The sequence below is a fragment of the Loktanella sp. PT4BL genome, assembly GCF_003201935.1.
GTDB lineage: Bacteria > Pseudomonadota > Alphaproteobacteria > Rhodobacterales > Rhodobacteraceae > Yoonia.
This window is the reverse complement of record NZ_QJJL01000002.1, coordinates 96,098-122,500: the sequence shown is the minus strand read 5'-3', so window position 1 is coordinate 122,500 and position 26,403 is coordinate 96,098. Positions and strand designations below refer to the sequence as shown.

At 58.7% G+C, this 26,403-nt stretch carries 30 protein-coding genes and 1 tRNA gene; 16 read left to right on the top strand and 15 right to left on the bottom strand.

Annotated features, from left to right (window positions below):
- Nucleotides 1–69: 69 nt before the first annotated feature.
- Nucleotides 70–666 (top strand): invasion associated locus B family protein, encoded by a 597-nt coding sequence (locus tag C7964_RS05550; protein ID WP_110278701.1) that lies wholly within the window; start codon nucleotides 70–72, stop codon nucleotides 664–666.
- 48 nt (nucleotides 667–714) lie between these two features.
- Here C7964_RS05550 and C7964_RS05545 read toward each other — a convergent pair whose 3' ends face one another.
- The 4 genes from C7964_RS05545 to C7964_RS05530 all read right to left on the bottom strand — a co-directional run bounded on the left by C7964_RS05545 (nucleotide 715) and on the right by C7964_RS05530 (nucleotide 4,953).
- A complete protein-coding gene (locus C7964_RS05545; RefSeq protein WP_110278700.1) occupies nucleotides 715–1,923 on the bottom strand; it encodes a beta-ketoacyl-[acyl-carrier-protein] synthase family protein in 1,209 nt (402 codons plus the stop codon).
- Nucleotides 1,924–2,184, bottom strand: coding sequence for an acyl carrier protein (locus C7964_RS05540; RefSeq protein ID WP_110278699.1), 261 nt, complete (start codon nucleotides 2,182–2,184; stop codon nucleotides 1,924–1,926).
- Nucleotides 2,185–2,247: 63 nt separating this feature from the next.
- Nucleotides 2,248–3,309 (bottom strand): UDP-3-O-(3-hydroxymyristoyl)glucosamine N-acyltransferase, encoded by a 1,062-nt coding sequence (gene lpxD / locus C7964_RS05535; RefSeq protein ID WP_110278698.1) that lies wholly within the window; start codon nucleotides 3,307–3,309, stop codon nucleotides 2,248–2,250.
- Between the two features lie 33 nt (nucleotides 3,310–3,342).
- Nucleotides 3,343–4,953 carry a L,D-transpeptidase family protein gene (locus C7964_RS05530; RefSeq protein WP_110278697.1) on the bottom strand — a complete coding sequence of 537 codons (1,611 nt, stop codon included), beginning with the start codon at nucleotides 4,951–4,953 and terminating at the stop codon, nucleotides 3,343–3,345.
- Between the two features lie 344 nt (nucleotides 4,954–5,297).
- Here C7964_RS05530 and mepK point away from each other — a divergent pair, with 344 nt between their 5' ends.
- Entirely contained in the window at nucleotides 5,298–5,867 is a 570-nt protein-coding gene (gene mepK, locus C7964_RS05525) for a peptidoglycan L,D-endopeptidase MepK (protein ID WP_110278696.1), read from the top strand.
- 15 nt (nucleotides 5,868–5,882) lie between these two features.
- Here mepK and C7964_RS05520 read toward each other — a convergent pair whose 3' ends face one another.
- On the bottom strand, nucleotides 5,883–6,821 hold the full coding sequence (locus C7964_RS05520; RefSeq protein WP_110278695.1) for a hydrogen peroxide-inducible genes activator: 939 nt from the start codon (nucleotides 6,819–6,821) through the stop codon (nucleotides 5,883–5,885).
- Between the two features lie 308 nt (nucleotides 6,822–7,129).
- Between C7964_RS05520 and mbhE the strand changes: the two genes are divergently transcribed.
- From mbhE to C7964_RS05465, 11 genes are all read left to right on the top strand, one after another.
- Nucleotides 7,130–9,388, top strand: a complete 2,259-nt coding sequence (gene mbhE / locus C7964_RS05515) for a hydrogen gas-evolving membrane-bound hydrogenase subunit E (RefSeq protein WP_286163793.1) — start codon at nucleotides 7,130–7,132, stop codon at nucleotides 9,386–9,388.
- Complete coding sequence (locus tag C7964_RS05510; RefSeq protein WP_055292915.1) at nucleotides 9,385–9,804, top strand: Na+/H+ antiporter subunit B; 420 nt, start codon at nucleotides 9,385–9,387, stop codon at nucleotides 9,802–9,804. The genes mbhE and C7964_RS05510 overlap by 4 nt, the downstream gene beginning before the upstream one ends.
- Nucleotides 9,804–10,166, top strand: coding sequence for a Na+/H+ antiporter subunit C (locus C7964_RS05505; protein WP_110278694.1), 363 nt, complete (start codon nucleotides 9,804–9,806; stop codon nucleotides 10,164–10,166). Before C7964_RS05510 ends, C7964_RS05505 begins: the two co-directional genes overlap by 1 nt.
- The gene (locus tag C7964_RS05500; protein ID WP_110278693.1) at nucleotides 10,163–11,656 is read left to right on the top strand and encodes a Na+/H+ antiporter subunit D; all 1,494 of its coding nucleotides are present in this window, start codon (nucleotides 10,163–10,165) and stop codon (nucleotides 11,654–11,656) included. Before C7964_RS05505 ends, C7964_RS05500 begins: the two co-directional genes overlap by 4 nt.
- Nucleotides 11,653–12,132 (top strand): Na+/H+ antiporter subunit E, encoded by a 480-nt coding sequence (locus C7964_RS05495; protein WP_110278692.1) that lies wholly within the window; start codon nucleotides 11,653–11,655, stop codon nucleotides 12,130–12,132. The genes C7964_RS05500 and C7964_RS05495 overlap by 4 nt, the downstream gene beginning before the upstream one ends.
- Nucleotides 12,129–12,431 (top strand): MrpF/PhaF family protein, encoded by a 303-nt coding sequence (locus C7964_RS05490; RefSeq protein WP_110278691.1) that lies wholly within the window; start codon nucleotides 12,129–12,131, stop codon nucleotides 12,429–12,431. The genes C7964_RS05495 and C7964_RS05490 overlap by 4 nt, the downstream gene beginning before the upstream one ends.
- A complete protein-coding gene (gene mnhG / locus C7964_RS05485; RefSeq protein WP_110278690.1) occupies nucleotides 12,424–12,720 on the top strand; it encodes a monovalent cation/H(+) antiporter subunit G in 297 nt (98 codons plus the stop codon). The genes C7964_RS05490 and mnhG overlap by 8 nt, the downstream gene beginning before the upstream one ends.
- A 73-nt stretch (nucleotides 12,721–12,793) precedes the next feature.
- Nucleotides 12,794–14,209: a dihydropyrimidinase gene (gene hydA / locus C7964_RS05480; protein WP_110278689.1), complete on the top strand. Its 1,416-nt coding sequence runs from the start codon at nucleotides 12,794–12,796 to the stop codon at nucleotides 14,207–14,209.
- 9 nt (nucleotides 14,210–14,218) lie between these two features.
- On the top strand, nucleotides 14,219–14,608 hold the full coding sequence (locus tag C7964_RS05475; RefSeq protein ID WP_110278688.1) for a VOC family protein: 390 nt from the start codon (nucleotides 14,219–14,221) through the stop codon (nucleotides 14,606–14,608).
- Nucleotides 14,605–15,285, top strand: a complete 681-nt coding sequence (locus C7964_RS05470; protein WP_110278687.1) for an aspartate/glutamate racemase family protein — start codon at nucleotides 14,605–14,607, stop codon at nucleotides 15,283–15,285. Before C7964_RS05475 ends, C7964_RS05470 begins: the two co-directional genes overlap by 4 nt.
- Nucleotides 15,278–16,195 carry a dihydrodipicolinate synthase family protein gene (locus tag C7964_RS05465; RefSeq protein ID WP_220000162.1) on the top strand — a complete coding sequence of 306 codons (918 nt, stop codon included), beginning with the start codon at nucleotides 15,278–15,280 and terminating at the stop codon, nucleotides 16,193–16,195. The genes C7964_RS05470 and C7964_RS05465 overlap by 8 nt, the downstream gene beginning before the upstream one ends.
- Nucleotides 16,196–16,199: 4 nt before the next feature.
- Here C7964_RS05465 and C7964_RS05460 read toward each other — a convergent pair.
- From C7964_RS05460 to iscR, 10 genes are all read right to left on the bottom strand, one after another.
- Nucleotides 16,200–16,276 (bottom strand) — tRNA-Arg (locus C7964_RS05460).
- A 71-nt stretch (nucleotides 16,277–16,347) separates the two neighbouring features.
- The gene (locus C7964_RS05455; protein ID WP_110278685.1) at nucleotides 16,348–17,571 is read right to left on the bottom strand and encodes a cysteine desulfurase; all 1,224 of its coding nucleotides are present in this window, start codon (nucleotides 17,569–17,571) and stop codon (nucleotides 16,348–16,350) included.
- The gene (locus tag C7964_RS05450; protein ID WP_110278684.1) at nucleotides 17,568–18,164 is read right to left on the bottom strand and encodes a YIP1 family protein; all 597 of its coding nucleotides are present in this window, start codon (nucleotides 18,162–18,164) and stop codon (nucleotides 17,568–17,570) included. The genes C7964_RS05455 and C7964_RS05450 overlap by 4 nt, the downstream gene beginning before the upstream one ends.
- Nucleotides 18,161–18,664, bottom strand: a complete 504-nt coding sequence (locus C7964_RS05445; protein WP_110278683.1) for a YIP1 family protein — start codon at nucleotides 18,662–18,664, stop codon at nucleotides 18,161–18,163. The genes C7964_RS05450 and C7964_RS05445 overlap by 4 nt, the downstream gene beginning before the upstream one ends.
- Nucleotides 18,664–19,950, bottom strand: coding sequence for a SufB/SufD family protein (locus C7964_RS05440; RefSeq protein ID WP_110278682.1), 1,287 nt, complete (start codon nucleotides 19,948–19,950; stop codon nucleotides 18,664–18,666). The genes C7964_RS05445 and C7964_RS05440 overlap by 1 nt, the downstream gene beginning before the upstream one ends.
- Nucleotides 19,950–20,705, bottom strand: a complete 756-nt coding sequence (sufC, locus tag C7964_RS05435) for a Fe-S cluster assembly ATPase SufC (protein WP_110278681.1) — start codon at nucleotides 20,703–20,705, stop codon at nucleotides 19,950–19,952. Before sufC ends, C7964_RS05440 begins: the two co-directional genes overlap by 1 nt.
- 93 nt (nucleotides 20,706–20,798) lie before the next feature.
- Nucleotides 20,799–21,308, bottom strand: coding sequence for a hypothetical protein (locus C7964_RS05430; protein ID WP_110278680.1), 510 nt, complete (start codon nucleotides 21,306–21,308; stop codon nucleotides 20,799–20,801).
- A 114-nt stretch (nucleotides 21,309–21,422) separates the two neighbouring features.
- Nucleotides 21,423–22,946, bottom strand: a complete 1,524-nt coding sequence (sufB, locus tag C7964_RS05425) for a Fe-S cluster assembly protein SufB (RefSeq protein ID WP_110278679.1) — start codon at nucleotides 22,944–22,946, stop codon at nucleotides 21,423–21,425.
- A 12-nt stretch (nucleotides 22,947–22,958) separates the two neighbouring features.
- Nucleotides 22,959–23,990: a cysteine desulfurase family protein gene (locus C7964_RS05420; protein ID WP_110278678.1), complete on the bottom strand. Its 1,032-nt coding sequence runs from the start codon at nucleotides 23,988–23,990 to the stop codon at nucleotides 22,959–22,961.
- A 59-nt stretch (nucleotides 23,991–24,049) separates the two neighbouring features.
- A complete protein-coding gene (gene iscR, locus C7964_RS05415; RefSeq protein WP_055292933.1) occupies nucleotides 24,050–24,514 on the bottom strand; it encodes a Fe-S cluster assembly transcriptional regulator IscR in 465 nt (154 codons plus the stop codon).
- 169 nt (nucleotides 24,515–24,683) lie between these two features.
- Between iscR and C7964_RS05410 the strand changes: the two genes are divergently transcribed.
- Genes C7964_RS05410 through C7964_RS05400 form a run of 3 tightly spaced genes read left to right on the top strand, consistent with a single transcriptional unit; the run spans nucleotide 24,684 to nucleotide 26,388 of the window.
- Nucleotides 24,684–25,337 (top strand): alpha/beta hydrolase, encoded by a 654-nt coding sequence (locus C7964_RS05410; protein ID WP_110278677.1) that lies wholly within the window; start codon nucleotides 24,684–24,686, stop codon nucleotides 25,335–25,337.
- Nucleotides 25,338–25,339: 2 nt separating this feature from the next.
- Nucleotides 25,340–25,798: a hypothetical protein gene (locus C7964_RS20320; protein ID WP_353652412.1), complete on the top strand. Its 459-nt coding sequence runs from the start codon at nucleotides 25,340–25,342 to the stop codon at nucleotides 25,796–25,798.
- An 8-nt stretch (nucleotides 25,799–25,806) separates the two neighbouring features.
- On the top strand, nucleotides 25,807–26,388 hold the full coding sequence (locus C7964_RS05400) for an HD domain-containing protein (RefSeq protein WP_110278676.1): 582 nt from the start codon (nucleotides 25,807–25,809) through the stop codon (nucleotides 26,386–26,388).
- Nucleotides 26,389–26,403 lie beyond the last annotated feature (15 nt).

Here is a 26,403-nt window from a genome sequence, read left to right as displayed (position 1 = left end):
CGGGTTTTTGCCCCTGACACCCTGCCCGCCCCGTGTTAAGCCGCCAAAAAGCGAACGAGGAACAAATCTATGCGCAGTCTATTGAAATCCGCCCTCTTGGCCGCCCTGCTGGGTCACGCCGGCATGGTTCTGGCACAAGAGACATCAGAGCAGCCGGAAACCACCGCCGAAGAAGGGCTTGCCCTGGGTGAACCCCTTGGTCCACAGGTCGGCGAACCTTATGAGCGTGAGGTTTTCGGTGACTGGGCCCTGCGCTGCATCAAGGCCGAGGAAGGCGAGCGGGATCCCTGCAATCTCTATCAACTGCTGACCAATGAAGACGGTGTTGCTGTTGCAGAGTTCAATCTTTTCCCGCTTCCCGAAGGTCAGCGCGCTGCGGCGGGGGCCACTGTGGTTGTGCCGCTCGAGACGCTTTTAACCGAACAGCTGACTATCGCAGTGGATGGGCAGAACGCACGCATCTATCCGTTCACTTTCTGCAATCGCGCGGGCTGTGTGGCACGGATCGGCTTTACACAAGCTGAAGTCGACCAATTCAAGCGCGGCTCGGTCGCGACCGTCCGCCTTGTTCCTGCGGCAGCACCGGACGCAGAGGTTGTATTGGATGTATCACTGCGGGGCTTTACCGCCGGATTCACATCGTCGTCACAAACCAGCCCCGACTGATCCAGCCGGATGTGATGCCCTTTTTGCATTGTGCGGCCCATCAGCCGCTCAATGCTTGCGCAGCGCAATCACCGCATTGAGACCGCCAAAAGCGAAAGCATTGGACAAGGCGACATCCACCTGCGCCTCGCGTGCCACATTCGGCACCACATCCAGCGCGCATTCCGGATCAGCTTCTTCATAGCCAATCGTCGGCGCAATGATCCCGTCGCGCAGCGCCATGATGCAGGCGATCAGCTCGACCGCACCAGTGCCCCCGATCAAATGCCCGTGCATGGATTTGGTCGACGACATCATCAACTGATCCGCATGCGCGCCAAAGACATCCGCAACAGCGGCACATTCGGTTTTGTCATTCGCCGCAGTGCCCGTGCCATGGGCGTTGATATAGCCAACAGAGTCTTTGGGAAGTTTCGCATCCTTCAGCGCGCCACCTATGGCACGGGCGGCGCCCTGTTTGGACGGTGTCACAATATCGCAGGCATCTGACGACATCGCAAAACCCGCCACTTCGCAAAGAATCTCTGCGCCACGGGCGCGGGCATGTTCATAGTCTTCGAATACGAAAACCGCCGCACCCTCGCCCTGTACCATGCCACTGCGTGTGGCCGAAAACGGGCGGCAGGCGTCGCGCGACATCACGCGCAGCCCTTCCCACGCCTTGATCCCGCCAAAGCACAGCATCGCCTCGGACCCGCCTGTCACCATGACTTTGGCCATGCCGGAACGCACCATGTTGAATGCCTGCCCCATCGCATGGTTCGAGGACGCACAGGCGGTGGCGACCGTAAAGGTCGGGCCGCGCAGGTTCCATTCGATCGACACGTGGCTGGCGGCGGCGTTATTCATGAGGCGCGGCACAATGAAGGGGTGCACGCGGTTCTTGCCCGCCTCATAGACAGCGCGGTAGTTTTCGTCCTGCGTGTTCAGCCCGCCACCCGATGTGCCAAAGATCACACCGGATTGATCTGCCAACTCACCTGAAAATGTGAGACCGGACTGGCCAATCGCCTCGCGCGCGGCCAGAAGCGCGAATTGCGTAAAGCGGTCATAAAGCGCGATTTGCTGGCGGTTGAAATGCGCGCCTTCATCATAGCCTTTGATCTGCCCCCCGATCTGGATCGCAAGGCGGTCGACATCCGCGATCTCGAGCGGGCCAATGCCACAGCGCCCTTCCTGCATCGCCAGAAGTGTGCTGGGCATGTCGGAGCCCAGCGGATTGATCGTCCCCGCCCCGGTGATGACCACACGCCGCATTCAGGCGGCCTGCTCGGACTTCAGCTTTTCAACCGCGGCGACGATTGCCGCGACAGACGAGATATCAAAATCACCTGCTGTCGGGTCATTGGCGTTGAAGGGAACAGAAATATCAAAGGTTTCTTCGATCGCAAAAATGCTCTCGACAAGGCCGAGACTGTCGATGCCGATATCTTCCAGCGTATTCTCCATCTGGATATCCGACGGCTCCAGCATGGCCTGTTCGGCTATAATTGCAATCACCTGATCTTTGATGCTCATCTTATCACACCCATGTTGCTTGGCGGGGATGTAGTCATTCTATCAGCAATTTGAAACAGGCAATTAACGCTGCGCCAAATCGCGCAGGATACGGGGCAAACGACGCAGGGCTTTGTAGCTGTCGATATGGACCTGCATTTTGGTCGCGGGATAGCCCATCATCACGCGCCCTGCTGGGACATTGGACAGCACGACACTGCCACCACCCAAGACCACATCGTCACCGACTTTGAGATTATCCGCGATCCCTGCCTTGCCACCCACAACCACACGGTCGCCGATCACTGTGGACCCCGCGACACCGGCCTGGGCACACAGCAGACAATGCGCGCCCACAATCACATTGTGGCCAACCTGCACGAGGCTGTCGATCTTGGTGCCATTGCCCACCCTTGTGGGGCGGATTGTGCCTGCATCAATGCAGGAATTCGCCCCCACTTCCACATCATCGCCAACAACCACCCCGCCCAGTGAATGGATCCGGTGCCATGTGGGATCGTCAGGGGCGTGCATCGCAGCCTCGCCCAACGTCTCGCGCGCCTTCTCAACGTTCGAAGGTTCCGCAGTTACAAAGGAAAATCCATCGCCGCCAATCACGACATTGGGGTGCAGGATGACGCGCGCACCAAGGTGCACGCCACGTTGCAGGCGCACGCCCGCGTGAATTTGACACGCCGCACCGATGTGCACGCCCGGCGCGATGCTGACATGATCGGCAATCCAGGTTCCCTCGCCGATGACAACATCCGCACCAATTACGCAGAAGGCCCCGATTGTCACATTGGCCCCGATCCGCGCCGAAGGGTCAATCGCCGCCTGCGGGCTGATCCCGGTATGCGGCAGGTCTGCATCCAGCATCTGCGTCAGATGCGCCATGGCAAGCCGTGCGCGCGGTGCGATGATCGCGGCCTCCAGCCCCAGCGCCTGCCAATCGGCACCGGGCCAGACCACAGCAACGCGGGCCTGACCATGCCCCAAGGCTGCGCCATAGGCGGGGCTCATGGCCAGCGCCAGATCATCGGGGCCCGCACTTGCGGGTTCAGACGCACCATTGACCAAAAGCTCAACGGCGCCAAAGGCTTCTGCCCCCAGCGCCGCAGCGATATCTTTCACACGATGTGCCATTCTGCCCCCGGGCATATTATTCCGAGGCCAGATTTACCCGCGAACGGCGCGAAGAGCCACCCCTTCCCGCGCAAGCGCGTTCCAGATCCGTCCGTCACGCCCGTAAACATCGCGGCGGAATTGCACACGCCCGTCCGCAGGCACAAAGGCCGTCCGGTAGATAATGTGAACCGGCACCGGTGCCTCAAGATCGACGCGCCGTTCCCGACCGGAACGCAGATGCGCCTGAAACACCTCTTCGGGGTTGCCCACCTGCTTTGCAAGCAAGGCATAGGCAAAATCGAACGGATCGGCCAGACGCACACAACCGTGGCTATAGGCCCGCACCTCGCGGCCAAAGAGGCTCTTGGAGGGGGTGTCATGCAGATAGATGTTGTAGCGGTTCGGGAACATGAACTTCACCAGCCCCAATGCATTGCCCTGACTTGGGGGTTCGCGCATGGAATAGGGGAAATTTGTCTCGGTGTAGCCGCTGAAGTCAGCACTGCTACGGTCAACGACGCGGCCATTGCGGTCTGTAATCACCAGATTGCGCACCGCATTCGGGTTTGCCTGCAACTGGGGCAGGTATTCCTTGGTGATGATGGAACGGGGCACATACCAGCTTGGGTTAATGACCATAAATTCCATCACATCCGAAAACTCCGGCGTCACGCGGTCGCGGTCACGCGCGCCCACGACAGAGCGGGTCGAGAAGGTTTCGACCCCATTGTCGAATATCTTGGCGGTGAAATCGGTGATGTTCACCCAGATATAGCGCTCGCCGCGCGGGCGGTTGATCCAGCGTTCGCGTTCCATCGCAACGATAATGGAACGCAGACGCTCTTCCGGCTGTTTGTTGATCTCGGCAAGCGTGCCCGGACCTGCGGTGCCATCAATGGCAAGGCCATGGGCATCCTGAAAGCGGGTGATCGCGCCGAAAATCGCATCGTCGTAGGTTTGTGTCGTGGTCCGCTCTAGATAACCCATCGCGATCAGGCGGTTGCGCAGGGCGACAACACCTGCACCGCTATCGCCGCGCTCGTATTTCTGGCCCGGAACCGTAGGCCCCCAGCCGCCATCGGCCAACAAACGTTCCATCCGCATCTTTTCGGACATCAGACGAGTGTATTCCGGGGCGCTGGGCGGCAGCGCGCGCAGAAACGCAGCCGGATTGGATTGCGCAAAGGCCCGCATCGTGCTCAGGCGCGACCGTAAGGGCACCTGCCGGACGATCGAGGGATCAATGCTTGACGGGGTCAGCAGCCCTGTCTGAATATCACGGGCATAGTCCAGAAACTGGCGCGATAATTCAACTTCCAGACGGCCTTGCTGTTGCGGCGTCGACGCAGCCTCCAGCTGGGCAATCAGACCTGCCGCATCATAACGGTTCGTTGGCAGACCATGGTCGCCCGCACTGTTGAACGCCGCAAGCAAAGCGTTACGGCGATTGCGGTCATCCCGCGCGCTCCAGATGCCATCAAATCCGCGCTCGCGGTAAAAGCTGAGCAGGTCGGGATCACTTGATGCCGCCTCTGCGACAGCCTGCCGGAATTCGGTGACTTGGGCCTGCGCTTGCGGGGCGGAGAACAGAAAAATCAAGGCGGCAAAAATCGTTGGCAACACAGCGCGCAAACGGTTCTGGGGCAAAATGGCAGCAGACATCGCGTTTCGGTCCCTTAATAAACAATGACTTACAATACACTTCGGACAGTGTGATCAAAAGTATGCATATCCCTACCCGAATTTGTGTCTATTGACAAAAGCGCGAGCCATTCACGCGGTTGTAAAGTGTTGCACCGTTGCAGCCCCGCGGTGTGACATTGAATCCTCAAAGCCACAAATGCGCGAAAATTCGCCAATTTCCCACTTGTTAAGCACAAATGCCTAAACAGGTCTTGGTCAACGATTCGAAATATGTAATACCATTTGCACATCTGGGGAGATGTCGGGACAAGCCACTGAAAAATTGGCCAATTAAGTCGAGCGACGGGACAGGCGCGAAACACATGAAAAAAGCAAACTCCTCTGGGTTCACCCGGCGCGGATTACTGGGCGCATTTGCAGCAACAGCCGTTGCAGCAGCACCAACATATTCCAACGCGGCGGGTTTTTTGCGTGGTGCTGGCGATGTGCGCCGGATCGCAATGCATTCCGGCCGCACCGGCGAACGCCTGGACACGATCTACTGGATCGAGGGTGAGTATATCGCCGAAGCGGTCCGCGAAATTAACATGCACATGCGCGACTGGCGCACAGGCGAAGCAGTCCAGATGGATCTGCGTACAATCGACATCATGTCGGCCGCGCTGAACCTGATGGAAACCAGCGAACCCTACCTTCTTCTTTCCGGCTACCGCTCCCCCCAGACAAACCAGATGCTCCGTTCGAGCAGCCGCGGTGTTGCACGCAATTCCTTGCACATGCGCGGCCAGGCCGCCGATCTGCGCCTGACCAGCCGGACAACAGCGCAAATGGCCAACGCGGCGATTGCCTGTCGCGCGGGCGGTGTGGGCCGCTACAACGGGTCAAACTTTGTCCATATGGATTGCGGCCCGATCCGCAGCTGGCGCGGCTAGGCCACCTGCCACCCCCTAATCCAGAATAATCGGCGATTGCCCCGTCTGAAGGTTTGCGCGTGCCGCATTACGGATCACATCCGACAGGCGCTCGAACATCCCTGCATTTGCCGCCCGCCGCCACACCAGACCAATGGACCGCGTCACCGAACTGCGCCGGAACGGACGCACTGTGACGTTGCTGGAGCGGCTATCAATTTCGGACCACGCATATAGCCGCGGCAAGAGCGCCACGCCCATCCCCATCCCGACCATCTGACGAATGGCATCAAGGCTCGTGCCTTCATAGTCGCGCGCGATGATGCCCCCATGCTGCTGGCACAAGGCTGCAATCTGAGCATGCATGGCATAGTCCGGCCCCAGCGAGAGCACATTCAGATCCAGCAAGTCCGCTTCGGTCACTTCTGATTTCGCAGCCAAAGCGTGGTCATCCGGCAGTGCCAGAAGCAAGGGTTCGCGAAACAGACGCTGTGTGGTCAGATCCGCGCCACCCTCGGGCAATTGTGTGAGAATGACATCAAGGCTGCCCGCCAGAAGCTCACCGCGCAGATCGCGCGGCGCAACCTCGCGGATATAAAGCCGCAGGTCGGGGTATTTGGCGTGCAACCGTTCCACAACAAACGGCATCAGATAAGGCCCGATTGTCGGCGTCGTGCCCAGCCGGATCGTACCGGTCAGCCCTGTCTGCAGCGCCGCCGTCAGATCCATGATCCCGCGCACCTCGTGCAGGATACGCGACGCCCGCGCCACGACCTCGCGCCCCTCGGGCGTCAGCGTGACAGGCCCGCGCCCCCGCTCCACAAGACGCAGGCCCAGAAGCTCTTCGAGATTACCTATTTGCAAGCTCAGCGAGGGCTGGCTGATCCCCATCGTCTCGGCCGCCTTGCGAAAGTGCCGCGTCTCGGAAAGCGCCACCAGATAGCGCATCTGGAGCATACTGGGCAATTTGGTCATCTGTCCCCCATCCGATAGGAAATTCCTATCAAAACTTAACGTCCCATTGACTTCACTATATTATATTTGCTGCTACATCCAGCCGCAGTTGGGGACAAAAAGGGACGCGCCTGCAAGGACTTGTACAAGTTGCAATGCGTTGCGGGCCAAAAACAGAATGCAGCGATTTCAGACCAGACGCTTCGGGGACCAAGCGCGCAGCGATTGCCGCATTGGCGGGCCGGCATCCTTCGCCAAACTTGTTGCCTCTGCCGCTTGAAAAGCTACATCTCAACACGCAGTGAATACATTCTGACCGGATAAAAACATTGGATACATCAACGCCCACCCGCTGGATGACGCTCGCTGGTCTCCTCCCCGTCGTCATCGCTGGCAGCCTCTTTATCTGGTTCGCAGGAATGTTGCCCGTGATCGCGGCCGGCGACACGTTGCGCTTCGTTTGGGAATGGGTGCCAAGCCTCGGTGTCAACGTCAGCTTCTATATAGACGGGCTCAGCCTGACATTCGCACTGCTGATTACCGGCATTGGTGCGCTGGTGATGCTCTATTCTGCCCGCTATCTGGCGGGCCACGTGCATCAGGCGCGTTTCTCGCTTTACCTGACCAGTTTCATGCTGGCGATGATCGGTCTTGTGATTTCGGACAACCTGTTGGCTTTGTTCGTCTTTTGGGAATTGACGACAATCACGTCCTATCTGCTGATCGGTTTCAGCCATGACACGGTCAAGGCGCGCCGTTCGGCATTGCAGGCACTGATGATGACAGGTGTCGGCGGTCTGGCGCTCTTGGCGGGGATCATCCTGATCGGCACCACCGCAGGCACCTTCGAGATGTCCGAGATCAACGCCATGCCCGGCGTGTTGACCGGCAGTGTCATGTATTTGCCGATTGTGTTGCTGGTTTTGGCAGGTGCCTTTACCAAATCCGCACAGATGCCGTTCCATTTCTGGCTTCCCAACGCGATGGCCGCCCCGACCCCTGTGAGCGCCTATCTGCACTCGGCCACGATGGTGAAAGCGGGCGTCTATCTGATGGCGCGCACGCATCCGTCGCTGGCTGGTACCGATTTCTGGCTCTGGACCCTGACCATCGCGGGCGCCATCACCATGGTGTTTGCCTCTGTCATGGCGCTGCGGCAAACCGATCTGAAACTGGCGCTGGCCTATACCACGCTCATGGCACTTGGTGCGCTGACGCTGCTTTTGGGCAATGAAAGCGGCTATACGATCACCGCCGCAGCCACATTCCTGATCGTCCACTCGCTTTACAAGGCGGCACTCTTCCTTGTGGTCGGTATTCTGGATGCGCAAACCGGCACGCGCGAGGCGGGTAAACTGTTCGGGATGGCGCGCGCCATGCCTGTCACAGCCGCCGCTGCCGCCGTGGCAGCACTTTCGATGGCGGGCTTCCCGCCCTTCCTTGGCTTTATCGGCAAAGAGTTAAAATATGCAGGTGCCATCGCCGTGGCATCCGAGCCGTACCTTGTCGCGGGTGCCTTTCTGATCGCCAGCGCTTTGATGGTGGCGATTGCAGGTATCGTGTCTTTCCGGCCCTTCTGGAGCAAATCCGGCGCGCCGATTGCAGACGTGAAAGAAGCACCGTGGCCCATGCTCGTCGGCCCCGTCGTACTGGCCCTCCTTGGTGCCTTCTTTGGCATCTTCCCGGATACACTGGCCACAATGTTGGTCAACCCGACCGTCGCCTCGATTGTCGGCAGTGCAGAGCCCGCAAAGGAACTGAAGCTCTGGGCCGGCGTCAACCTGCCCCTCTTCCTCAGTATTGCGACCTTCGTTCTGGGCTTTGCGATTTATGCCTACAAACTCAAGCTGCGCGCGATCCTGATTGATCTGACCGAGCGCAGCCCGAAGTTTGACAACGGCTGGGATAAGCTGATGGCGGGGATTGCAGCGGGGTCCAAGGCCCTGACCCGTGTGATCCAGACCGGTGTACTTTATCATTATATGGTTGCGACTTTCGGCACCGCCCTTGCCGTGCTCGCTGTGACGCTGTTTTTCCGCAGCACAGGCATCCCTGCCTTGGGTGTCCCGCAAGTTCAGCTTTGGGACTGGCTGGTCTTTTTGCTTGTCCTTCTGGGCTCGATCCTCGTGCTGGTCACGAATTCGCGGATCACTGCAATTGCAGGGCTTGGCGTCGTCGGTATCGGCATGGCGATGATCTTTATCCTTTACAGCGCGCCGGACGTGGCGATTACCCAGCTTCTGGTCGAAACCCTTGTTGTGGTGCTTTTTGCTGCGGCCGCGCTGAAATTGCCAAGCCTGACGCCCGAACCACTGCGTAAACGCTGGCTTGATGTGATCATTTCGGTCGGCTTGGGCATTGTGACAACCGTGATCCTGCTCAAGGTCACGACCGGCCCGATTGACCGCGAATTGACCACTTTCTTTGAAACCGCCAGCTATCCGCAGGCGTTCGGGCAAAACATCGTCAACGTCATCCTCGTGGATTTCCGCGCCTTAGATACATTCGGCGAAATCGCGGTCGTTCTGATCGCTGCGATCAGCATCTTTGCCCTGCTCAAAAGCAAGCCCGAGGAGGATAAGCCATGAACTCCGTCATTCTGCGCGCAGGTGCGCGGCTACAGGTCGTGCTGCTCTTGGTGTTTTCCGCGTACATGCTGCTGCGCGGGCACAACGCGCCGGGTGGCGGGTTTATCGGCGGGCTGATCGCCGCCACGGGTTTTGTCGTCTATGCCATCGCCTGTGGCACGGCAGATGCCCGCAAAGCGTTACGCTTTGATCCCGGCAGTATTGCGGGCGCTGGTCTTGGCATCGCGCTGATTGCGGGTCTGATGGCCGTGTTCTGGGGTGACGCACTCTTCACCGGACAATGGCTCTTTATCGGCGCGACCGAGACCGAGAAAGGCCTGCCGCTCTCAACCGTGCTGGTCTTTGATATCGGCGTTTATCTGGTGGTTCTGGGGGCGATCCTGTCGATCACCTTTGCATTGGAGGAGGCGGTCTGATGGAACAGCTTCTTTCGATCCTGATCGGTATTCTGGTCGCCTCTGCGGTTTATCTGATGCTCGCGCGCAACCTGCTGCGGTTCCTCTTCGGGCTGATCTTGTTGTCCAACGCGGCCAACCTGACGATCTTTGTCGCGGGCCGTCTGACGCCGGGTGCGCCGCCGCTGGTGCCTGACGGGCTAGATGCGCCTGCCGGTGTGGTGGCCAACGCCCTGCCCCAGGCGCTTGTGCTGACTGCGATTGTCATCGGCTTTGGCCTTTTCGCCTTTGCTCTCATCCTTGCCTTCCGCGCTTATCAAAGCCTTGGCACCCTGAATACCGACGAGATGCGCGTCGCCGAACCAAAAGAACCCCATTCATGAGTTGGTATCTGACACTTCCCCTCGCCATTCCGTTCCTGACGGCGATTATTGCCTATCTGCTGCGGGCCAATCCCGTGGGCGCGTGGGTGTCGATCATCGGATCGGGGCTTGGGCTCTTGGCCTCTATCGCGCTGATGGTTGTCGTGCTCGACGCGGGCGTCGTTGCCGGGCAGATGGGCAATTGGCCCGCGCCTTTCGGGATCACACTGGTGGCGGACTTGCTGTCTGCTGTCATGGTCCTGATCACCGCCATCACCGGCTTTGCCGTCGCTATCTATGCCTTGGGTGACATCACAGAGCGGCAGGCGAAACTGGGCTATCATGCGCTGTTTCAATTGCTGCTCGCGGGTGTGACGGGCGCCTTTCTGACAGGCGACCTATTCAACCTATATGTCTGGTTTGAGGTGATGTTGATTGCCTCCTTCGGTCTGCTGATACTGAACGGCGGCAAAGAGCAGATCGACGGCGGCGTGAAATACGTGGCCTTGAACCTGATCTCGACGATCCTGTTCCTGACCGGTATCGGCCTGCTCTATGGCATGACCGGCACGTTGAACTTTGCCGATCTTGCACTGAAGGTCGAAGGCGTTGAGAACCAGGGCCTGCTAACGGTCGTCGCGATGATGTTCATGGTCGCCTTCGGGGTCAAGGCGGCGGTCTTTCCGCTCTTCTTCTGGCTGCCTGCCGCCTATCACACGCCCAGCTTTTCGGTTTCGGCGGTCTTCGCGGGCTTGCTGACCAAGGTCGGGGTCTATGCCCTGATCCGGACGTTCACGCTGGTCTTTGACCACGACATCGGCTTTACGCATACGGTGCTGTTGTGGGTCGCCTGTCTGACCATGGTGATCGGCGTTCTGGGTGCGGCGGCGCAATCGGATTTCCGCAAGATCCTGTCGTTCCACATCATCAGCCAGATCGGCTATATGGTGCTGGGCCTCGCGCTGATGACACCGCTGGCACTGGTCGGTGCGGTCTTCTATCTCGTGCACCACATCATCGTGAAAGCGAACCTGTTCCTGATCGCGGGCATCGCCAAACGCCTGACCGGCGGCACCGAGGTTTACCAGATCGGCGGCCTCTATAAGTCAGCGCCACTCCTTGCGATCCTGTTCCTGATCCCTGCCTTTTCGCTGGCTGGCTTTCCGCCGCTGTCAGGGTTCTGGGCCAAATACATCATCGTCAAGGCAACCCTTGATATCGAAATGTGGTTTGTTGCCTTCATCGCGCTGGCGGTGGGTCTGATGACGATCTATTCCATGACAAAAATATGGGCAGAGGCCTTTTGGAAGAACCATCCCGATGGAATCCAGCCCGAGCTGAAGAATCTTGACCACAAGTGGGCGCAACTGATCCCCGTCGCAGGCCTTGCAGCACTGACAGTCTTTATCGGGCTCAACCCCGAACCATTCGTCCAGTTCGCCGAGCGCACAACCGCGCAACTGCTTGATCCGACCGCCTATATCACCACAGTGTTGGGAGAAGTGCGATGAACCTGTTTCTTCTCAACCTGCTGCTGGCGGTCATCTGGGCGTCACTTTGGGGCAGCCTGACCTCGTTCCAGCTGGTCGCAGGTTTTATCGTGGGCTTTGTGACGCTGTGGATCGCGCAGCCGCTTTTCGGCGGGCCCAGCGGATATTACCTGCGCGCCTACCGCATCGTGCGGCTGGTGCTCTATTTCCTCTATGATCTCTGCGTCTCGAGTATCCGTGTCGCCTATGACGTGCTGACGCCCACCGATTACAGCAACCCCAAAATTCTCGAGATGCCACTGGATGTGAAGTCCGACATCGAGATCCTGCTGGTCACCAACCTGATTTCGCTCACCCCCGGCACGCTGTCGCTTGATGTGACACCTGACCGCAAAACACTGATTGTCCATGCAATGTTTGCCGATGACCCTGATGCGGTGATCGCAAGTCTGAAAAACGGCATGGAACGCATGGTCAAAGAGGTATTCGAAGCATGACTTCCGCCGCATTTCTGGATCTCGCGATCTACGCAAGTTTCTTGATGGTGATGCTGTCGCTCGCTATCGCCTTTATCCGTCTGGCCAAAGGTCCCACGCTCGCCGACCGCGTGGTGGCGCTTGATATGATGACCGTGTCGATCATCGCCGTCTGTGGTGTGGTTGTCGTCGGAACCGGAGAGCCTGCATTGCTTGACGTGGCCCTCGTGCTCGCGCTGGTTGGCTTCCTTGCCACCGTCGCACTGGCGCGTTTCGCCGAACGCCGCGATGCCCGCCAAGAGGAGAACGCCAATGATTAATGTCATCATCGGTATTTTCCTGCTGTTGGGCGGTTTCTTTGCCCTCGTCGCCGCAATTGGCGTGCTGCGTCTGCCCGATGTGCTGACCCGTATGCATGCTTCGACCAAAGCAGGTGTGCTGGGCAGTAGTCTGATCCTGATCGGCGGTGCGTTCTATCTGGCCCAGACCGAAGTCACCGCACGCGTCATCGCGACGATCATCTTTCTGATGCTCACCTCACCCATCGGCGCGCATATGATCGGGCGCGCCTCGGTGCGGGATCTCAAGGATAAACACGACAAGGTCTAGAGCGACGAAGGGACTTGCGGATACCGTCGTGTGAAGGGCAACATAAACCCAACACACCGCTAGGAGCCGCCCCATGTCAGACCCGTTCGATTTGCTGATCACAGGCGGCCGGATCGTAACACCGGCCGGTGTGGTGACTGGTGATCTTGCCGTGCGCGGGGAAAATATCGCGGCGGTCGGTACACAGCTCGGTCCTGCGAAAACGACGATGAATGCCGCGGGAAAATACGTCATGCCCGGGGGCATCGACCCGCATGCGCATATCGAGCAAATGTCCGGCATGGGTGTGATGAATGCCGACACTTTCGAGACCGCCACAAGATCCGCAGCCCTTGGCGGCACCACAAGTGTGATCTCTTTCGCGGCCCAGGCCAAAGGCGAGCGATTGGCACAAACCGTCGCCGATTACAGCGCCCGCGCTGATCGCGGAGCGATGATCGACTATGCTTTTCATATGACGGTCACTGATACCGGTGTGCCCGCTTTCGCGGATGATCTGGCCGCGCTGATCGACGCAGGCAACCGGTCCATCAAGGTCTTTACTACCTACAACATCCAACTGTCGGACGCGCAAATCCTGTCCGTGATGTCCCGGGCCCGCGCCCATGGCGCATTGGTCTGTGTTCACGCCGAAACCGATGCCATCATCGCGCAGGCCAAATCCGAACTCATTGCCGCAGGCAAGACCGCCCCCCATTTCCACGCAGCCTCACACCCGCGCATGGCCGAGATCGAGGCGGTGGAACGCATCTGCCGCTTTGCCGAATATCTGGGGCAGCCGGTGATGCTCTTTCACATCTCCACCACTGAAGGTGCCGCCGCCGTCAGCAGCGCCCGCGCACGCGGTGCGCCGGTCTGGGCCGAAACCTGCCCCCATTACCTGTTCATGACCGAGGACATCCTGCGCCAACCCGGATTGGAGGGCGGAAAATGGATGTGCTCTCCCCCGCAGCGGCAGGTCGCGGATCAAGAGGCGCTCTGGTCCGCTCTTTTAGCGGGTGAGCTGCAAATCGTCTCTTCCGACCACGCGCCTTACCGCTTTGACGAAAGCGGCAAACTCTCTGCCGGACCTGACGCAGGGTTCCACGAGATCGCAAACGGGCTTCCCGGGCTGGAAACCCGCCTGCCTCTGATGTTCGACGCGATGGTCACCAAGGGCCGTGGCGGACCAGAGGCCTTTGCCCGCCTCACGGCAACCGCCCCTGCCGACATCTACGGCCTGCCGCAAAAGGGCGCTTTGGCTGTCGGCATGCACGCCGATATCACCCTCTGGGACCCTGAAAAGACGGTCACCTACGGTGCGAACGACCTGCATGACAATGTGGGCTATAATCCTTGGATGGGCAGCACGGTCACTGGCTGGCCCACGGATGTCTGGCTGCGGGGGGCGCGGATTGTGACAGACGGTGCCCTGACAACAACGCCCGGCACAGGCCGCAAGATTGACCGCCCCGCGCTTGCTGTCACGCCAACTGCACCCCAAAGCTGAGGATCACCCATGCCCCGCCCCGACGCCCCGAACATGCTTGCCATCACCTTTCTCTATTACCGCGACCTGCCCTCCGCGATGGCGTTCTATGAAGATATCCTCGGTCTGCCGCTCGCCATTGACCAGGGATGGTGCAAAATCTACCGGATCTGCGCGGGCGCGCATGTGGGGCTGGTCGATGAGAGCCGTGGCATGAACAAATGGCAGGCGGTCAAACCCGTGCAGCTTTGTATCCGTGTGCGCGATGTGGATGCGTGGTATGCCTACGCACAAGAGGAAGATCTTGCCAACCTGTCCGACCTCTTTGTCAATGATGCCTTGGGCATCCGCGCTTTTGTTTTCAACGACCCCGAAGGCTATCAAATCGAAATCCAGTCCGCCACGCGTGAGGGTGCATGACCAGTAAAACCTTGATTGTGATCAATCCCAATTCGTCCCAGACCGTTACGGACGGGATCAAACACGCGCTTGATCCGCTGCGCAAATTCGGAACCCCGATCCGTTGTCTGACACTGGCCGAAGGACCACCCGGCATCGAAAACCAAAGGCAGGCCGATCTGACCATCGCGCCCATGCTGGAGCTTGCGGCAGCACAAACCGACGCGGCAGGCTATGTCATCGCCTGTTTCGGCGATCCGGGGCTGCATGCCCTGCGCGACCAAACCGTTTTGCCCGTCGCGGGCATTCAGGAGGCCGCCGTGATGACCGCGCTGACCCTCGGGCAGCGCTTTGGCGTCATCGCAATCCTGCCCGCCTCGATCCCGCGCCACCTGCGGGCCTTTGGGGCGATGGGTGTTCTTGACAGGCTGGCCGGCGACCGCGCGCTTGGCCTCGGGGTTGCCGATCTTGCGGATCCTAACAAGAGCCTTGCTGCCATGATCGCCACCGGCAAACGGCTGCGTGATGAGGACGGGGCCAACGTGCTGATCATGGGGTGCGCTGGCATGGCGCAATACCGCGCCACCCTTGAACAAGAGATTGGCCTGCCCGTGGTCGAACCCTGTCAGGCCGCCACCGCAATGGTGCTCGGCCAGATTGCCCTGCAACTAAGCCACAAAGGAAATCCGGATGCTTGATGAAACCGCCAAAGGTGTCTTTACGATCGCTGTGACCCCCTTCAAGCCGGATGGCGCAGTGGATTGGGACAGCATCGACCGGATGGTTGATTTCTATATCGCACAAGGTGCGACGGGGCTGACAATTCTGGGCATGATGGGTGAGGCGGGCAAACTCTCGGCCGACGAATCCGTTGCCGTGGTCAAGCGTGTCACGGCGCGCAGCACGGTCCCCATTGTCGTGGGCGTCTCTGCACCCGGGTTTGCCGCAATGAAAACGCTGTCCGATGCGGCGATGGATCTCGGTGCCGCCGGTGTGATGGTGGCACCCCCCAGCAGCCTCAAGACCGACGACCAGATCCTGACCTATTACCACAACACGGCCGAGACCTTGGGTGATGCACCTTTCGTGTTGCAGGACTTCCCGCTGGTCACCAATGTCGTGATCCCCACCAAAGTCATCCTGCAGGTGGTTGCGGACTGTCCGACCTGCGTCATGCTCAAACACGAGGACTGGCCGGGGCTGGAAAAGATCAGCGCCCTGCGCCGCGCTTCAGACGCAGGCGCGCGGCGAATCTCGATCCTGTGCGGCAATGGCGGGCTGTACCTGCTGGAAGAAATGCTGCGCGGGGCGGACGGGGCGATGACAGGTTTTGCCTATCCCGAAATGATGGCGCAGGTGATTGCCGCCCATAACGCGGGGGATATCGACCGCGCACGCGATATCTTTGATGTCTATATGCCGATGGTGCGATACGAGGCGCAGCCGGGTCTGGGGCTGGCAATCCGGAAATATACGCTGGCGCAGCGCGGGGTGATTGCCCATGACACACTGCGCAAACCGGGCGGTGTTCTGACAGCGGAGACGAGAGCCGAAGTCGATGCCTTGGCGGCGCGGCAGGCCGTAAAGCTTCGGGCTCTTGGTCTATAGAAATTGGCGCACCCGAGAGGATTCGAACCTCTGGCCTCTGCCTTCGGAGGGCAGCGCTCTATCCAGCTGAGCTACGGGTGCCTAGGGGTTCTATAGCGACGGTGAATGAGCGTCGCAACGGCAAAGTCAGGTAAGGCGGATCAAGATCCACCTTACGCAAACAGATCGTGGCAAAGTTCCAGCGCGTCGATCAACACATCCACCTCGTCGGTGGTGTTATACATCCCAAACGACGCGCGGCAGGTGGCCCCCACGCCCATATGTTCCATCAATGGCATCGCACAGTGGGTACCGGCACGCACAGCGACACCCTTTTTGTCCAATACAGTCGAGATGTCATGCGCATGCGCCGCCCCTTCCAGCGTGAACGAGAAGATAGCGCCCTTGGTGGCGGACTGCCCCTGTACGCTGAGCCAGTTCAGGCCACCCAACCGGTCGCGCGCATAGTCGCGCAAACCCCGTTCATGGGCGGCAATCGCGTCCATGCCGACGTCCATCATGTATTCCAGCGCCACACCAAGCCCGATTGTCTGCACAATCCCCGGCGTGCCTGCTTCAAACTTCATCGGCGGATCATTCCAGGTGACCGTATCGCGTGTCACATCGCGGATCATATCGCCGCCGCCCATGAAGGGGCGCATTTCCGCCATCCGTTCCTTGCGCACATAGATCGCACCTGACCCCGAGGGGCCATAGAGCTTGTGACCCGTGATGGCGTAGAAATCGCAGCCAATATCGGCCACGTCGACGGGCATATGGACCGCGGCCTGACTGCCATCGACCAGCACAGGCACGCCTTTGGCATGGGCACCGGCGGTGATGGCTTTGACGTCAACCACGGTGCCCAGCACATTGGACATATGGGTAATCGCCACCAGCTTGGTCTTGGGGCCGATCGCATCAATCACCTTCTGGGGGTCCAGATCGCCATTGGCGTCCACATCAACCCATTTGATCACCACGCCCTGCCGTTCGCGCAGGAAATGCCATGGCACGATATTGGCGTGGTGTTCCATGATCGACAGGACAATCTCGTCACCCGCCTCCATATGCGGCATGGCCCAGCCATAGGCCACCATATTGATGCCTTCGGTCGTGCCGGAATTCATGATAATGTCATCTTCCGAAGGCGCGTTCAGAAAGCGCGCGATGATCCCGCGGACGCCTTCGTAGCGCTCGGTCGACAGGTTGCTGAGGTAATGCAAACCGCGATGCACATTGGCGTATTCCTCGGCATAGCCGCGGGTGACCGCATCAATCACCACCTGTGGTTTCTGGGCCGACGCGCCGTTGTCGAGATAGACCAGAGGCTTGTTGTTCACCTCACGCGACAGGATAGGAAAATCGGACCTGATTTTATTGACGTCATAGCTCATGCCATACCTCCTGTCGGACCAACGCCCAGAACAGCCAAAATGATGCCCGAGATCAGGGCGGTCCCGATCAGGGCAAGAACGATCGCACCCAAGGCTTTGCCCAGATTGTCGAAGCCGTGCAAGACGTTGATAAAATTCATAAAACACCAGATCAAAGCGCCGAGTGTGAGCAGCCCGAAGATCGACCCGATCGCGGGGCTGATCAGAACCAGCGCGAACTGGATTGCCTCAAGCGTCAGACTGACCGCCTGAAACCAGACCACAATCGTCAAGCTTGCCTGCAAGGTGCCTTGGCCGCCGATCATCCGGCCCGCATAGAAAATGCCGTAAACAAACAGCACAAAAAAGATGCTGATGATCGCAAAGAAACCGAAGGGCGAAAGCGCAAAGGCCTGTTCTTGCATGGCCAGCGGCGCCGGCGACAAGAGCTGCAACAGCGCCACAAGGATCACGTTCAGCACCGCAACAAGTGCGAGCCCCGTCCAAAGCGCCTGTACCGGAATGTCCATGGCAAGCGCTTTGCGCGCGCTCTCTGACGGCTCCATGATGCTGGTCCAGACGGCACGCATCCAGGTTTGAAAATCAACGGTCATGAATGGCTTTCCGCCTCGCGCAAGGATTGTATCCAGATGAAAACAAAGGCAATTGCCCCGATCGCACCGACAAGAACCGCCTGTGTGCCATGCCCAATCAGGCCGCGCACCAGACCGTAAAACAAAAACATCGGCGTTGTCGCCAGCATGGTCCAGAACAGGGCCAAGCGCGCCCCGAACCAAGACCCCTTCCCGCCCAGCACCTTCGCCACAAGATGCGACAGCGCCGCGATCCCGTACATCATCAAAGGCAGGATGATGACCGACCCGAAGAAAGTATAGGTCATCATCCCCTCAAAGTTCATGTCAGGCGGAAACGGTGAGGGTTCAAACCCTTCCGCCACCCGACGCAAACGGGGCCACTGCGCGACAAAGATCAGAAAGCAACTGACCATCAGGTACATGATGGCCCTGTCTTCGCGCCGCCCTTGATCCAGCAACTCGCGCATCACGGCGCGCGGCCTGCGCCACGTCCGCATGATGTCGTTTGTGACTGGCATTACCGGTGCCGTGCCAGCCAGCCTTCAAGCCGGTCGCGCAAGTCTTCTGCCAGGGTCTCGTCCTCGATCTCTTCCAGTGCCTCGGCCAGAAACGACAGGGTCAGCAGATTGCGTGCCTCGTCATGGGGCACACCGCGCGAGCGCAGATAAAACAAGGCCGTTTCATCAATCGCCCCCGAGGTGGAGCCATGCGAACAGGCCACATCATCGGCGTAAATCTCAAGCTCCGGCTTGGCGAGGAACTGGCTGTCATCATCGAGCAGAAGCGACTGGCTGATCTGGTAGCCATCGGTCTTTTGCGCGCCTTCCTTGACCAGAATCTTACCCTGAAAGACGCCCGTCGCACCGTTGCGCAGCACCTTTTTGAACACCTGACGGCTTTCGCCATTCAGCGCATCATGGGTAATGAACACCGTGTCGTCGTGATGGAAATCCTTGCCGTCACCGACACAGACACCCGCCACATGCGCAACTGCATCATCGCCGACAAGCTCAAGCACACATTCGTTGCGCGTCAGCACACCGTTGAAGGTGAGTGTGAAGGACTTGAAGACAGAATCCGCAGCAATCCTTGCAAAACAATGCGTTACGGCGCGGCGTTCATGGTCACGGCCTTGTGCGCGGACGTGGTTGAACTTGCCGCCCTCGGCCACTTCCACTTCCAGCAGCTTGGAGAACCGCGCCGCTGCAGGGCCGGTTTCCAGCAAGGTCATCTCGGCCCCCGCTTCAACCTTCACCACATTGTGCAGGATCGCGTCAGAGGTGGTATCATTATGAAGGTAGATAAAGTTCACGGGCTTTGTGGCCTTGCCTGTCACACGGATCACAACGCCATCGGTGGCAAGGGCCGTGTTCAGCGCCGCCAAGGGCCGCGCCACAGGTTTCTGACCGTGCGCTTCCAGAACACCATAGATGTCCTTAGCCCAGTGGATATCCGTCGCCATGGCATCAGAGAGGCGTTCGATCTCAAGACCTGTCGCCTCCAGATCGTCAGACGCATCCGCATCGAACACACCGTCCACAAAAACGATCTTTACGCGGTCAACCGCGTCAAAAAGCGGCGCCTCATCGCTGGCGAAGAGCGCGGCCTCTGGCGCATCTACCGCGGTCAAGGATGTCGGATCGGTATATTTCCAGTATTCGTCACGCTTGGTCGGCAGAGCCATCAGGCGCACGCGCGCCAAAGCATCGGCCCGCGCGGCATTGCCCCACGCAGCCCCCTGCGGCAGGTCGACATCGGCCAAGCGGGCCTCTGTTGTATCAATTTTCAACTGTGCCAGTGCCATTAGGCCACCTCGGACAGAATGTCGGCGTAACCGTTGTTTTCAACCTCGAGCGCAAGCTCGGGGCCACCGGATTTGATGATCCGGCCATTGGCCATGATGTGCACGATATCCGGCTGGATATGATCCAACAGACGCTGATAGTGTGTGATGACAAGGAACGACCGCCCCTCGGACCGCAACGCGTTTACGCCATCTGCCACAAGCTTCATCGCATCAACGTCAAGACCGGAATCTGTCTCATCCAGAATGCACATCTTGGGTTCAAGCATGGCCATCTGCAGGATTTCATTGCGCTTTTTCTCACCACCGGAGAAGCCGACATTGACCGGACGCTTCAGCATCTCTGCGTCGATCTTCAGGCTCTTGGCCTTTTCGCGGACCTCTTTGAGGAAATCTGCGGCGCTCAACTCGTCTTCGCCACGCGCTTTGCGCTGTGCGTTCACAGCCGTGCGCAGGAAAGTCATGTTGCCGACACCGGGAATTTCCACAGGGTACTGGAACGCAAGAAACAGGCCCAAGGCCGCGCGCTCTTCGGGTTCCATATCCAGCAGGTCTTCGCCGTCCAGCGTGGCGGATCCACCGGTAACCTCATAACCGTCCTTGCCCGAGAGCACATAGGACAGGGTCGATTTGCCGGACCCGTTCGGCCCCATGATCGCATGCACGGTTCCCGGTGCGATCGACAGGTCCACGCCTTTCAGGATCTGCTTGTCTTCTTCTTCCAGTTTGACCTCTAGGCCTTTGATTTCCAGCATTTTATTCTCCTGAAGATGTTTGTGTTACGCCAACGCGCATGGCCCCGCGCCGGGCAAAGCCGCGCAGGGTTTCCGCATTGCGATAGAGTGGGTTTACAGGCCGAAAACGGTCCCGCGATACACAACGGAATGTTGTGTTGTGACTTCCATGATCTGATCCACGTATTCTGCGGTATAGATCATCGCCATGGGTTCGGGCCAGCGCCAGATCAGGTTGTGACCTGCGGTCAGCATCACTGCGATACCCGCGACCTGCGCGAACCGCTCCACCACCTTGCGCCGGTCCAGAATGGCCGAAAACAGCACCATCGCCCAGAACGCGATGAACAGTTCCAGATAGAACACCACATCGCTTTGCTCGAGCAGGCCAAAATAGCGGATCCGCAGCACTTGCGCGAAAAGCAACGCCAGCGCCCCGATGATCATCGAGACGATAAACTTGCCCAGAAACGATGGTTCCTGCGGCTTTGCGATCTTTTCGCGTGTGACGCGCTTGGGGATGTGCATCCCCAGGTCGGGGTCGTAGTACGACTTGTTGCGCGGGTTCTTGATCTTCTTCACCCGCGCATTGAAATCGTTGATATCGTACTTCCGCGTCGCCATAGGCCGCTGCCCCACCAAAATATTGCTCAATCCCTAATGGCATTGAACTGGGGCAAGAAATTGGCCGCAGCGTGACAAGGTCACGACAGTTATGTTGACGCAGGGGAAGCATATTCAGCCGACAGAACCTTCCAGCGAGATCGCCACAAGTGCCTGCGCTTCCATCGCGAATTCCATCGGCAGCGCTTGCAGCACTTCCTTACAGAACCCGTTCACGACGAGCGCGACCGCCTCTTCCTCGTCCATGCCGCGCGAGCGGCAATAGAACAGCTGGTCATCATCCACCTTGGATGTGGTGGCCTCATGCTCGACCCGGGACGAGTTATTCTTGACCTCGATATAAGGCACCGTATGCGCCCCGCATTTATCGCCAATCAAAAGGCTGTCGCACTGGGTATAGTTGCGCGATTTCGTGGCCTTGGGGTGCATCGACACCAGACCACGATAGGTGTTCTGTGCCTTGCCCGCACTGATGCCTTTGGACACGATGCGCGACTTGGTATTTTTGCCCAAGTGGATCATCTTTGTGCCGGTATCGGCCTGCTGCATGTTGTTGGCAATCGCGATGGAATAGAACTCACCCTGACTGTCATCGCCGCGCAGGATGCAGCTTGGATACTTCCATGTGACAGCAGAGCCTGTTTCCACCTGCGTCCACATCACCTTGGACCGGTCGCCACGGCAATCGGCGCGCTTGGTCACAAAATTATAGATGCCACCCTTGCCGTCCTCATCACCGGGATACCAGTTCTGGACGGTGGAATATTTCACCTCTGCATCTTCCTCGACGATGATCTCAACCACAGCGGCGTGCAGCTGGGCCGTATCACGTTTCGGCGCGGTGCAGCCCTCAAGATAGGACACGTAAGAGCCTTTATCGGCGATAATCAGAGTGCGCTCGAACTGTCCGGTATTCTCGGCATTGATGCGGAAATAGGTCGAAAGCTCCATCGGGCAGCGCACACCGGGAGGAATATACACAAAGGAACCATCTGAAAACACGGCCGAATTCAGCGTGGCATAGAAGTTATCCGATGGCGGCACCACGGTGCCCAGATACTTCTTGACCAGCTCGGGGTGCTTCTCGATTGCCTCGGAGATCGAGCAGAAGATCACGCCCGCTTTTTCCAGCTCTTTCTGGAAAGTCGTGCCGACCGACACGGAATCAAACACCGCATCCACAGCAACCTTGCGGCCCTCGGCAGGTGCATCTTCGGCCCCTTCGACACCGGCCAGGATCATCTGCTCTTTCAGCGGAATACCCAGCTTTTCGTAAGTGGCCAACAGCTTGGGATCGACGTCATCCAGCGATTTCGGCTTCTCTTCCATGCTTTTCGGACGCGCATAGTAATAGATGTCCTGAAAATCGATGTCAGGATAGTTCACCATCGCCCATGTGGGCTCGTCCATCTTTTCCCAACGGGTGAACGCGGACAAACGCCACTCTGTCATCCACTCGGGTTCTTTGTTTTTGGATGAAATCAGGCGCACGATATCGGGGTTTACGCCTTTGGGGGCGTATTCCATCTCGATTTCGGTGTTCCAGCCGTATTTGTAGTTGCCAGAGAGTTCCTTGACCGCATCCACGGTCTCCTGATCAACGCCTTCTTTGACCTCGACGGTATCCAAAGCTGTCATCTTTTCATCCTCTCAAGCGGCCCTGCGCCGCGCCCGTTTTTCGCTCCAGGCCTGCGCGAAGCGCAAAACCTCATCCTCAGTTGTCTCGATGCCCAGTGACACGCGGATTGCGCTTGATGCCACCTCATCGTCCAGTCCCAGCGCCTGCAGCACCCGGCTTGTCTTGACCTTGCCACTCGAACAGGCCGAGCCAGCCGAGACAGCAAATCCTGCCAGATCCATCGCCATCACCTGCGTTTCACCCTTCCAGCCCGGAGAGGCAAAACAGCTTGTGTTCGGCAAGCGCTGCGACCCTTTCCCGACAAAAATAGTGCTCTTTTCAGATGCCTCAATGGCTCTTTCTAGAATATTTCTAAGTTTGGCAACCCGCTCCCATTTTCCGGCCGCCAGATCGGCCTGTGCGGCGACCGCAGCAGCGCCCATTCCGGCAATCGCCACGACGTTCTCGGTGCCGGACCGACGGCCCATTTCCTGCCCGCCACCCTTGATTTGTGCTGCGATATCTGTGCCTTGCGGGAAGATCAACGCACCAACACCTTTGGGGCCACCAAATTTATGCGCCGACAGGAAAACCATCTGCACACCGGACCACGAAAAGGCGAATGGCACTTTGCCAAACCCTTGGGTAATGTCACTGACCGCCAATCCCTGCGGCAAATCCTGCACAATACCGGTTTCCGAATTGGCCAGCTGCACGGTCGATCCGGCCGGATCCTCCACCTGCACAGCGCCATCCACAACGGCCAGACAAGGATCAACCCAGGCATGGACGGCATCATGTTCAATCGGGGCAGCTTTCAATCCCCGCCCCGCCAATGCCAGTGCCGCAGCTTCCGTCGCGCCCGATGTAAAGACCACATCCGCACCCGATGCACCCACAGCTTCGGCAATCTGCTGACGGGCTGTTTCGACAATCCCTTTGGCTGCACGCCCCTCAGCATGCACGGACGACGGATTGCCAACCACATCCATGGCCGCCAGCATCGCGGTGCGCGCCTCGGCCCGCAACGGGGTTGTCGCATTATGATCCAGATAGGTTCTCATCTCATCATCTTGCCAAAAATACTCCGGGGGAGCGCGGAACGCGCGGGGGCAGCGCCCCCTTAAGTCTCTTCATCTACAACTTCGAACAACGCCGGTACAGCAGGACAAGGGGCAAGCTCGTTGCTGACCACATCGGACAGGCGGGCCTGGTGCAGGAACACATAGACATGCGCGCTCAGCCCCTCCCACAAGCGGTTCGTCATGGATTGCGCCCGTGATCCCGAAGCGCCGCCAGAGGCCCCCGCCCCTTTGTGCATTGCCGACACGGTTTCATCCACGGCACCCAGAATCTCGACCACGCGAATATCCGACGCAGGCCGCGCCAGACGGTACCCGCCCCCCGGTCCACGCACAGAATCAACCAGTCCTGCGCGGCGCAACTTGACAAAAAGCTGCTCCAGATAGGGCAGTGAAATGTCCTGACGTTTGGAAATCTCGGTCAGATTGACGAGTGCATTTTCGGGCTGCAACGCCAAATCCGCCAAAGCAACCATCGCATAGCGGCCCTTCGTGCTTAATTTCATTGGCTTTCCCCAGATAAACAGGCGCAATTACATTGACGACGCAGGCTCGCGTCATTAGGTCACTTTGACCACGACAACATGGGCCCGCGCCCGAGTTTAGAATCTTTCTAAGGTGTCTGAGCATTTTCGTCAAGAATGTGAAGGCACCGACAGCAGCAACGGAAATACCATGCCCGAAGTCATTTTTCCTGGTCCAGAAGGTCGCCTTGAGGGGCGCTATCACCCGCAAAAAGACCGGGACGCACCCATCGCGATCGTTCTTCACCCGCATCCGCAGTTTGGCGGAACGATGAACAACCGCGTCGTCTATAACCTGCATTACGCCTTCTACAACATGGGCTTTACAGTCCTGCGGTTTAACTTCCGCGGTGTCGGGCGCTCTCAGGGCGAATACGATCAAGGCGTGGGTGAACTCTCTGATGCGGCCTCCGCGCTGGATTATCTGCAGTCCATGAACAACAACGCCAAACATTGCTGGGTGGCGGGTTTCTCTTTCGGGGCATGGATCGGCATGCAGCTTTTGATGCGCCGCCCCGAGATCACGGGTTTCATCTCGGTCAGCCCGCCTGCAAATATGTATGACTTCAGCTTCCTCGCCCCCTGCCCGTCTTCCGGCCTGATCATCAACGGCTCGAACGACCGTGTGGCCCCGCCCGCCGATACGGTGAACCTTGTGAACAAATTGCACGAGCAAAAGGGCATCACGGTTACCCACGACGTGATGGAAGGTGCAGGGCACTTCTTTGAAGACCCTCACATGGACCCGATGATCGACACTGTGCGCTCTTATGTGCGCCGCCGTCTGACAGAGAACACACGCTAGCCATGGCCGATAGCTATCTTGAACGCGTTGCCGGTGAAATCGCCGATCTTGCTCTCGAAGATGCGAGGACCAATGGGGATGAAAACATCGTTGATGTTATCGGTGAAATCCTCGGCTCGTCTTCGCAAACCCTGCAGGAGGCGTTTCTGACCGCAGTGCGCGTCCGGCGCGCCGAAGCACGTGCGCGCAAGCTTCTGGCGGAACGTGCGGGCAAACCCACGCGGGTGAAATCGCGGCTTCTGGCGGATGACGACAAACCCCGTTCATCATCAGAGTCGATCGCAATGGGCGGCGCCACAACGCAGCCCCCCGCGAAAGAAACACCGGCGGCTCAAGAGTCAGAAGAAGATGCTGCCTTTGCGGATGTCCTAAGCTCGCTTGATGAATTCCTTCAATCGGACGACACCGATGCTGACGCCCCGCAACCGGGCATTCAGCCTTCGCGGCCCTCGCGCGGCTAGATCCGGCCATGTCGCGCATTGATGCACAGCTGGCCTTTTTGATCGAAGCCGACAAACTCAAGACCGTCCTGCGGGGCACGACACTCTGCGATGGTGCGCGCCGTGAAAATTCAGGCGAACACAGCTGGCATATTGCACTTTACGCGCTGGTGATGGCGGAACACGCCAATCGTCCTGTGAATATCGACCGCGTGATCAAGATGCTGCTGATCCACGATATTGTGGAAATTGATGCTGGCGATAATCCCATTCACGGCGATCATGATCCGGCGGAACAAGACATCATCGAAAAGGCCGCTGCCGACCGCATCTTTGGCCTGCTGCCAGCTGATCAGGCCCAAAGCCTCCGTGCGCTTTGGGACGAATTCGAAGCGGCCGAAACCGACGATGCCATCTTTGCCAAATCCATCGACCGTGTGCAGCCGGTGATCTCCAATCTGGAGACAGGTGGCGGCACATGGCCCGCATACAACGTCACCGCCGCGCAACTGCAATCCCGCGTCGGCGTCAAGGTTGAACGCGGCGCACCAGCGATCTGGTCTGCCCTCAGAACGCGTATTGATGCGTGGTTTGCCCAACACACAGGCTGATGCACAGACGCCGCA

Excerpts from the sequence above, each read along its gene's own strand:
- C7964_RS05550 (WP_110278701.1), top strand. The coding sequence starts at position 70 with ATGCGCAGTCTATTGAAATCCGCCCTCTTGGCCGCCCTGCTGGGTCAC.
- C7964_RS05545 (WP_110278700.1), bottom strand. The coding sequence starts at position 1,923 with ATGCGGCGTGTGGTCATCACCGGGGCGGGGACGATCAATCCGCTGGGC.
- C7964_RS05540 (WP_110278699.1), bottom strand. The coding sequence starts at position 2,184 with ATGAGCATCAAAGATCAGGTGATTGCAATTATAGCCGAACAGGCCATG.
- lpxD (WP_110278698.1), bottom strand. The coding sequence starts at position 3,309 with ATGGCACATCGTGTGAAAGATATCGCTGCGGCGCTGGGGGCAGAAGCC.
- C7964_RS05530 (WP_110278697.1), bottom strand. The coding sequence starts at position 4,953 with ATGTCTGCTGCCATTTTGCCCCAGAACCGTTTGCGCGCTGTGTTGCCA.
- mepK (WP_110278696.1), top strand. The coding sequence starts at position 5,298 with ATGAAAAAAGCAAACTCCTCTGGGTTCACCCGGCGCGGATTACTGGGC.
- C7964_RS05520 (WP_110278695.1), bottom strand. The coding sequence starts at position 6,821 with ATGACCAAATTGCCCAGTATGCTCCAGATGCGCTATCTGGTGGCGCTT.
- C7964_RS05510 (WP_055292915.1), top strand. The coding sequence starts at position 9,385 with ATGAACTCCGTCATTCTGCGCGCAGGTGCGCGGCTACAGGTCGTGCTG.
- C7964_RS05505 (WP_110278694.1), top strand. The coding sequence starts at position 9,804 with ATGGAACAGCTTCTTTCGATCCTGATCGGTATTCTGGTCGCCTCTGCG.
- C7964_RS05500 (WP_110278693.1), top strand. The coding sequence starts at position 10,163 with ATGAGTTGGTATCTGACACTTCCCCTCGCCATTCCGTTCCTGACGGCG.
- C7964_RS05495 (WP_110278692.1), top strand. The coding sequence starts at position 11,653 with ATGAACCTGTTTCTTCTCAACCTGCTGCTGGCGGTCATCTGGGCGTCA.
- C7964_RS05490 (WP_110278691.1), top strand. The coding sequence starts at position 12,129 with ATGACTTCCGCCGCATTTCTGGATCTCGCGATCTACGCAAGTTTCTTG.
- mnhG (WP_110278690.1), top strand. The coding sequence starts at position 12,424 with ATGATTAATGTCATCATCGGTATTTTCCTGCTGTTGGGCGGTTTCTTT.
- hydA (WP_110278689.1), top strand. The coding sequence starts at position 12,794 with ATGTCAGACCCGTTCGATTTGCTGATCACAGGCGGCCGGATCGTAACA.
- C7964_RS05475 (WP_110278688.1), top strand. The coding sequence starts at position 14,219 with ATGCCCCGCCCCGACGCCCCGAACATGCTTGCCATCACCTTTCTCTAT.
- C7964_RS05470 (WP_110278687.1), top strand. The coding sequence starts at position 14,605 with ATGACCAGTAAAACCTTGATTGTGATCAATCCCAATTCGTCCCAGACC.
- C7964_RS05465 (WP_220000162.1), top strand. The coding sequence starts at position 15,278 with ATGCTTGATGAAACCGCCAAAGGTGTCTTTACGATCGCTGTGACCCCC.
- C7964_RS05455 (WP_110278685.1), bottom strand. The coding sequence starts at position 17,571 with ATGAGCTATGACGTCAATAAAATCAGGTCCGATTTTCCTATCCTGTCG.
- C7964_RS05450 (WP_110278684.1), bottom strand. The coding sequence starts at position 18,164 with ATGACCGTTGATTTTCAAACCTGGATGCGTGCCGTCTGGACCAGCATC.
- C7964_RS05445 (WP_110278683.1), bottom strand. The coding sequence starts at position 18,664 with ATGCCAGTCACAAACGACATCATGCGGACGTGGCGCAGGCCGCGCGCC.
- C7964_RS05440 (WP_110278682.1), bottom strand. The coding sequence starts at position 19,950 with ATGGCACTGGCACAGTTGAAAATTGATACAACAGAGGCCCGCTTGGCC.
- sufC (WP_110278681.1), bottom strand. The coding sequence starts at position 20,705 with ATGCTGGAAATCAAAGGCCTAGAGGTCAAACTGGAAGAAGAAGACAAG.
- C7964_RS05430 (WP_110278680.1), bottom strand. The coding sequence starts at position 21,308 with ATGGCGACGCGGAAGTACGATATCAACGATTTCAATGCGCGGGTGAAG.
- sufB (WP_110278679.1), bottom strand. The coding sequence starts at position 22,946 with ATGACAGCTTTGGATACCGTCGAGGTCAAAGAAGGCGTTGATCAGGAG.
- C7964_RS05420 (WP_110278678.1), bottom strand. The coding sequence starts at position 23,990 with ATGAGAACCTATCTGGATCATAATGCGACAACCCCGTTGCGGGCCGAG.
- iscR (WP_055292933.1), bottom strand. The coding sequence starts at position 24,514 with ATGAAATTAAGCACGAAGGGCCGCTATGCGATGGTTGCTTTGGCGGAT.
- C7964_RS05410 (WP_110278677.1), top strand. The coding sequence starts at position 24,684 with ATGCCCGAAGTCATTTTTCCTGGTCCAGAAGGTCGCCTTGAGGGGCGC.
- C7964_RS20320 (WP_353652412.1), top strand. The coding sequence starts at position 25,340 with ATGGCCGATAGCTATCTTGAACGCGTTGCCGGTGAAATCGCCGATCTT.
- C7964_RS05400 (WP_110278676.1), top strand. The coding sequence starts at position 25,807 with ATGTCGCGCATTGATGCACAGCTGGCCTTTTTGATCGAAGCCGACAAA.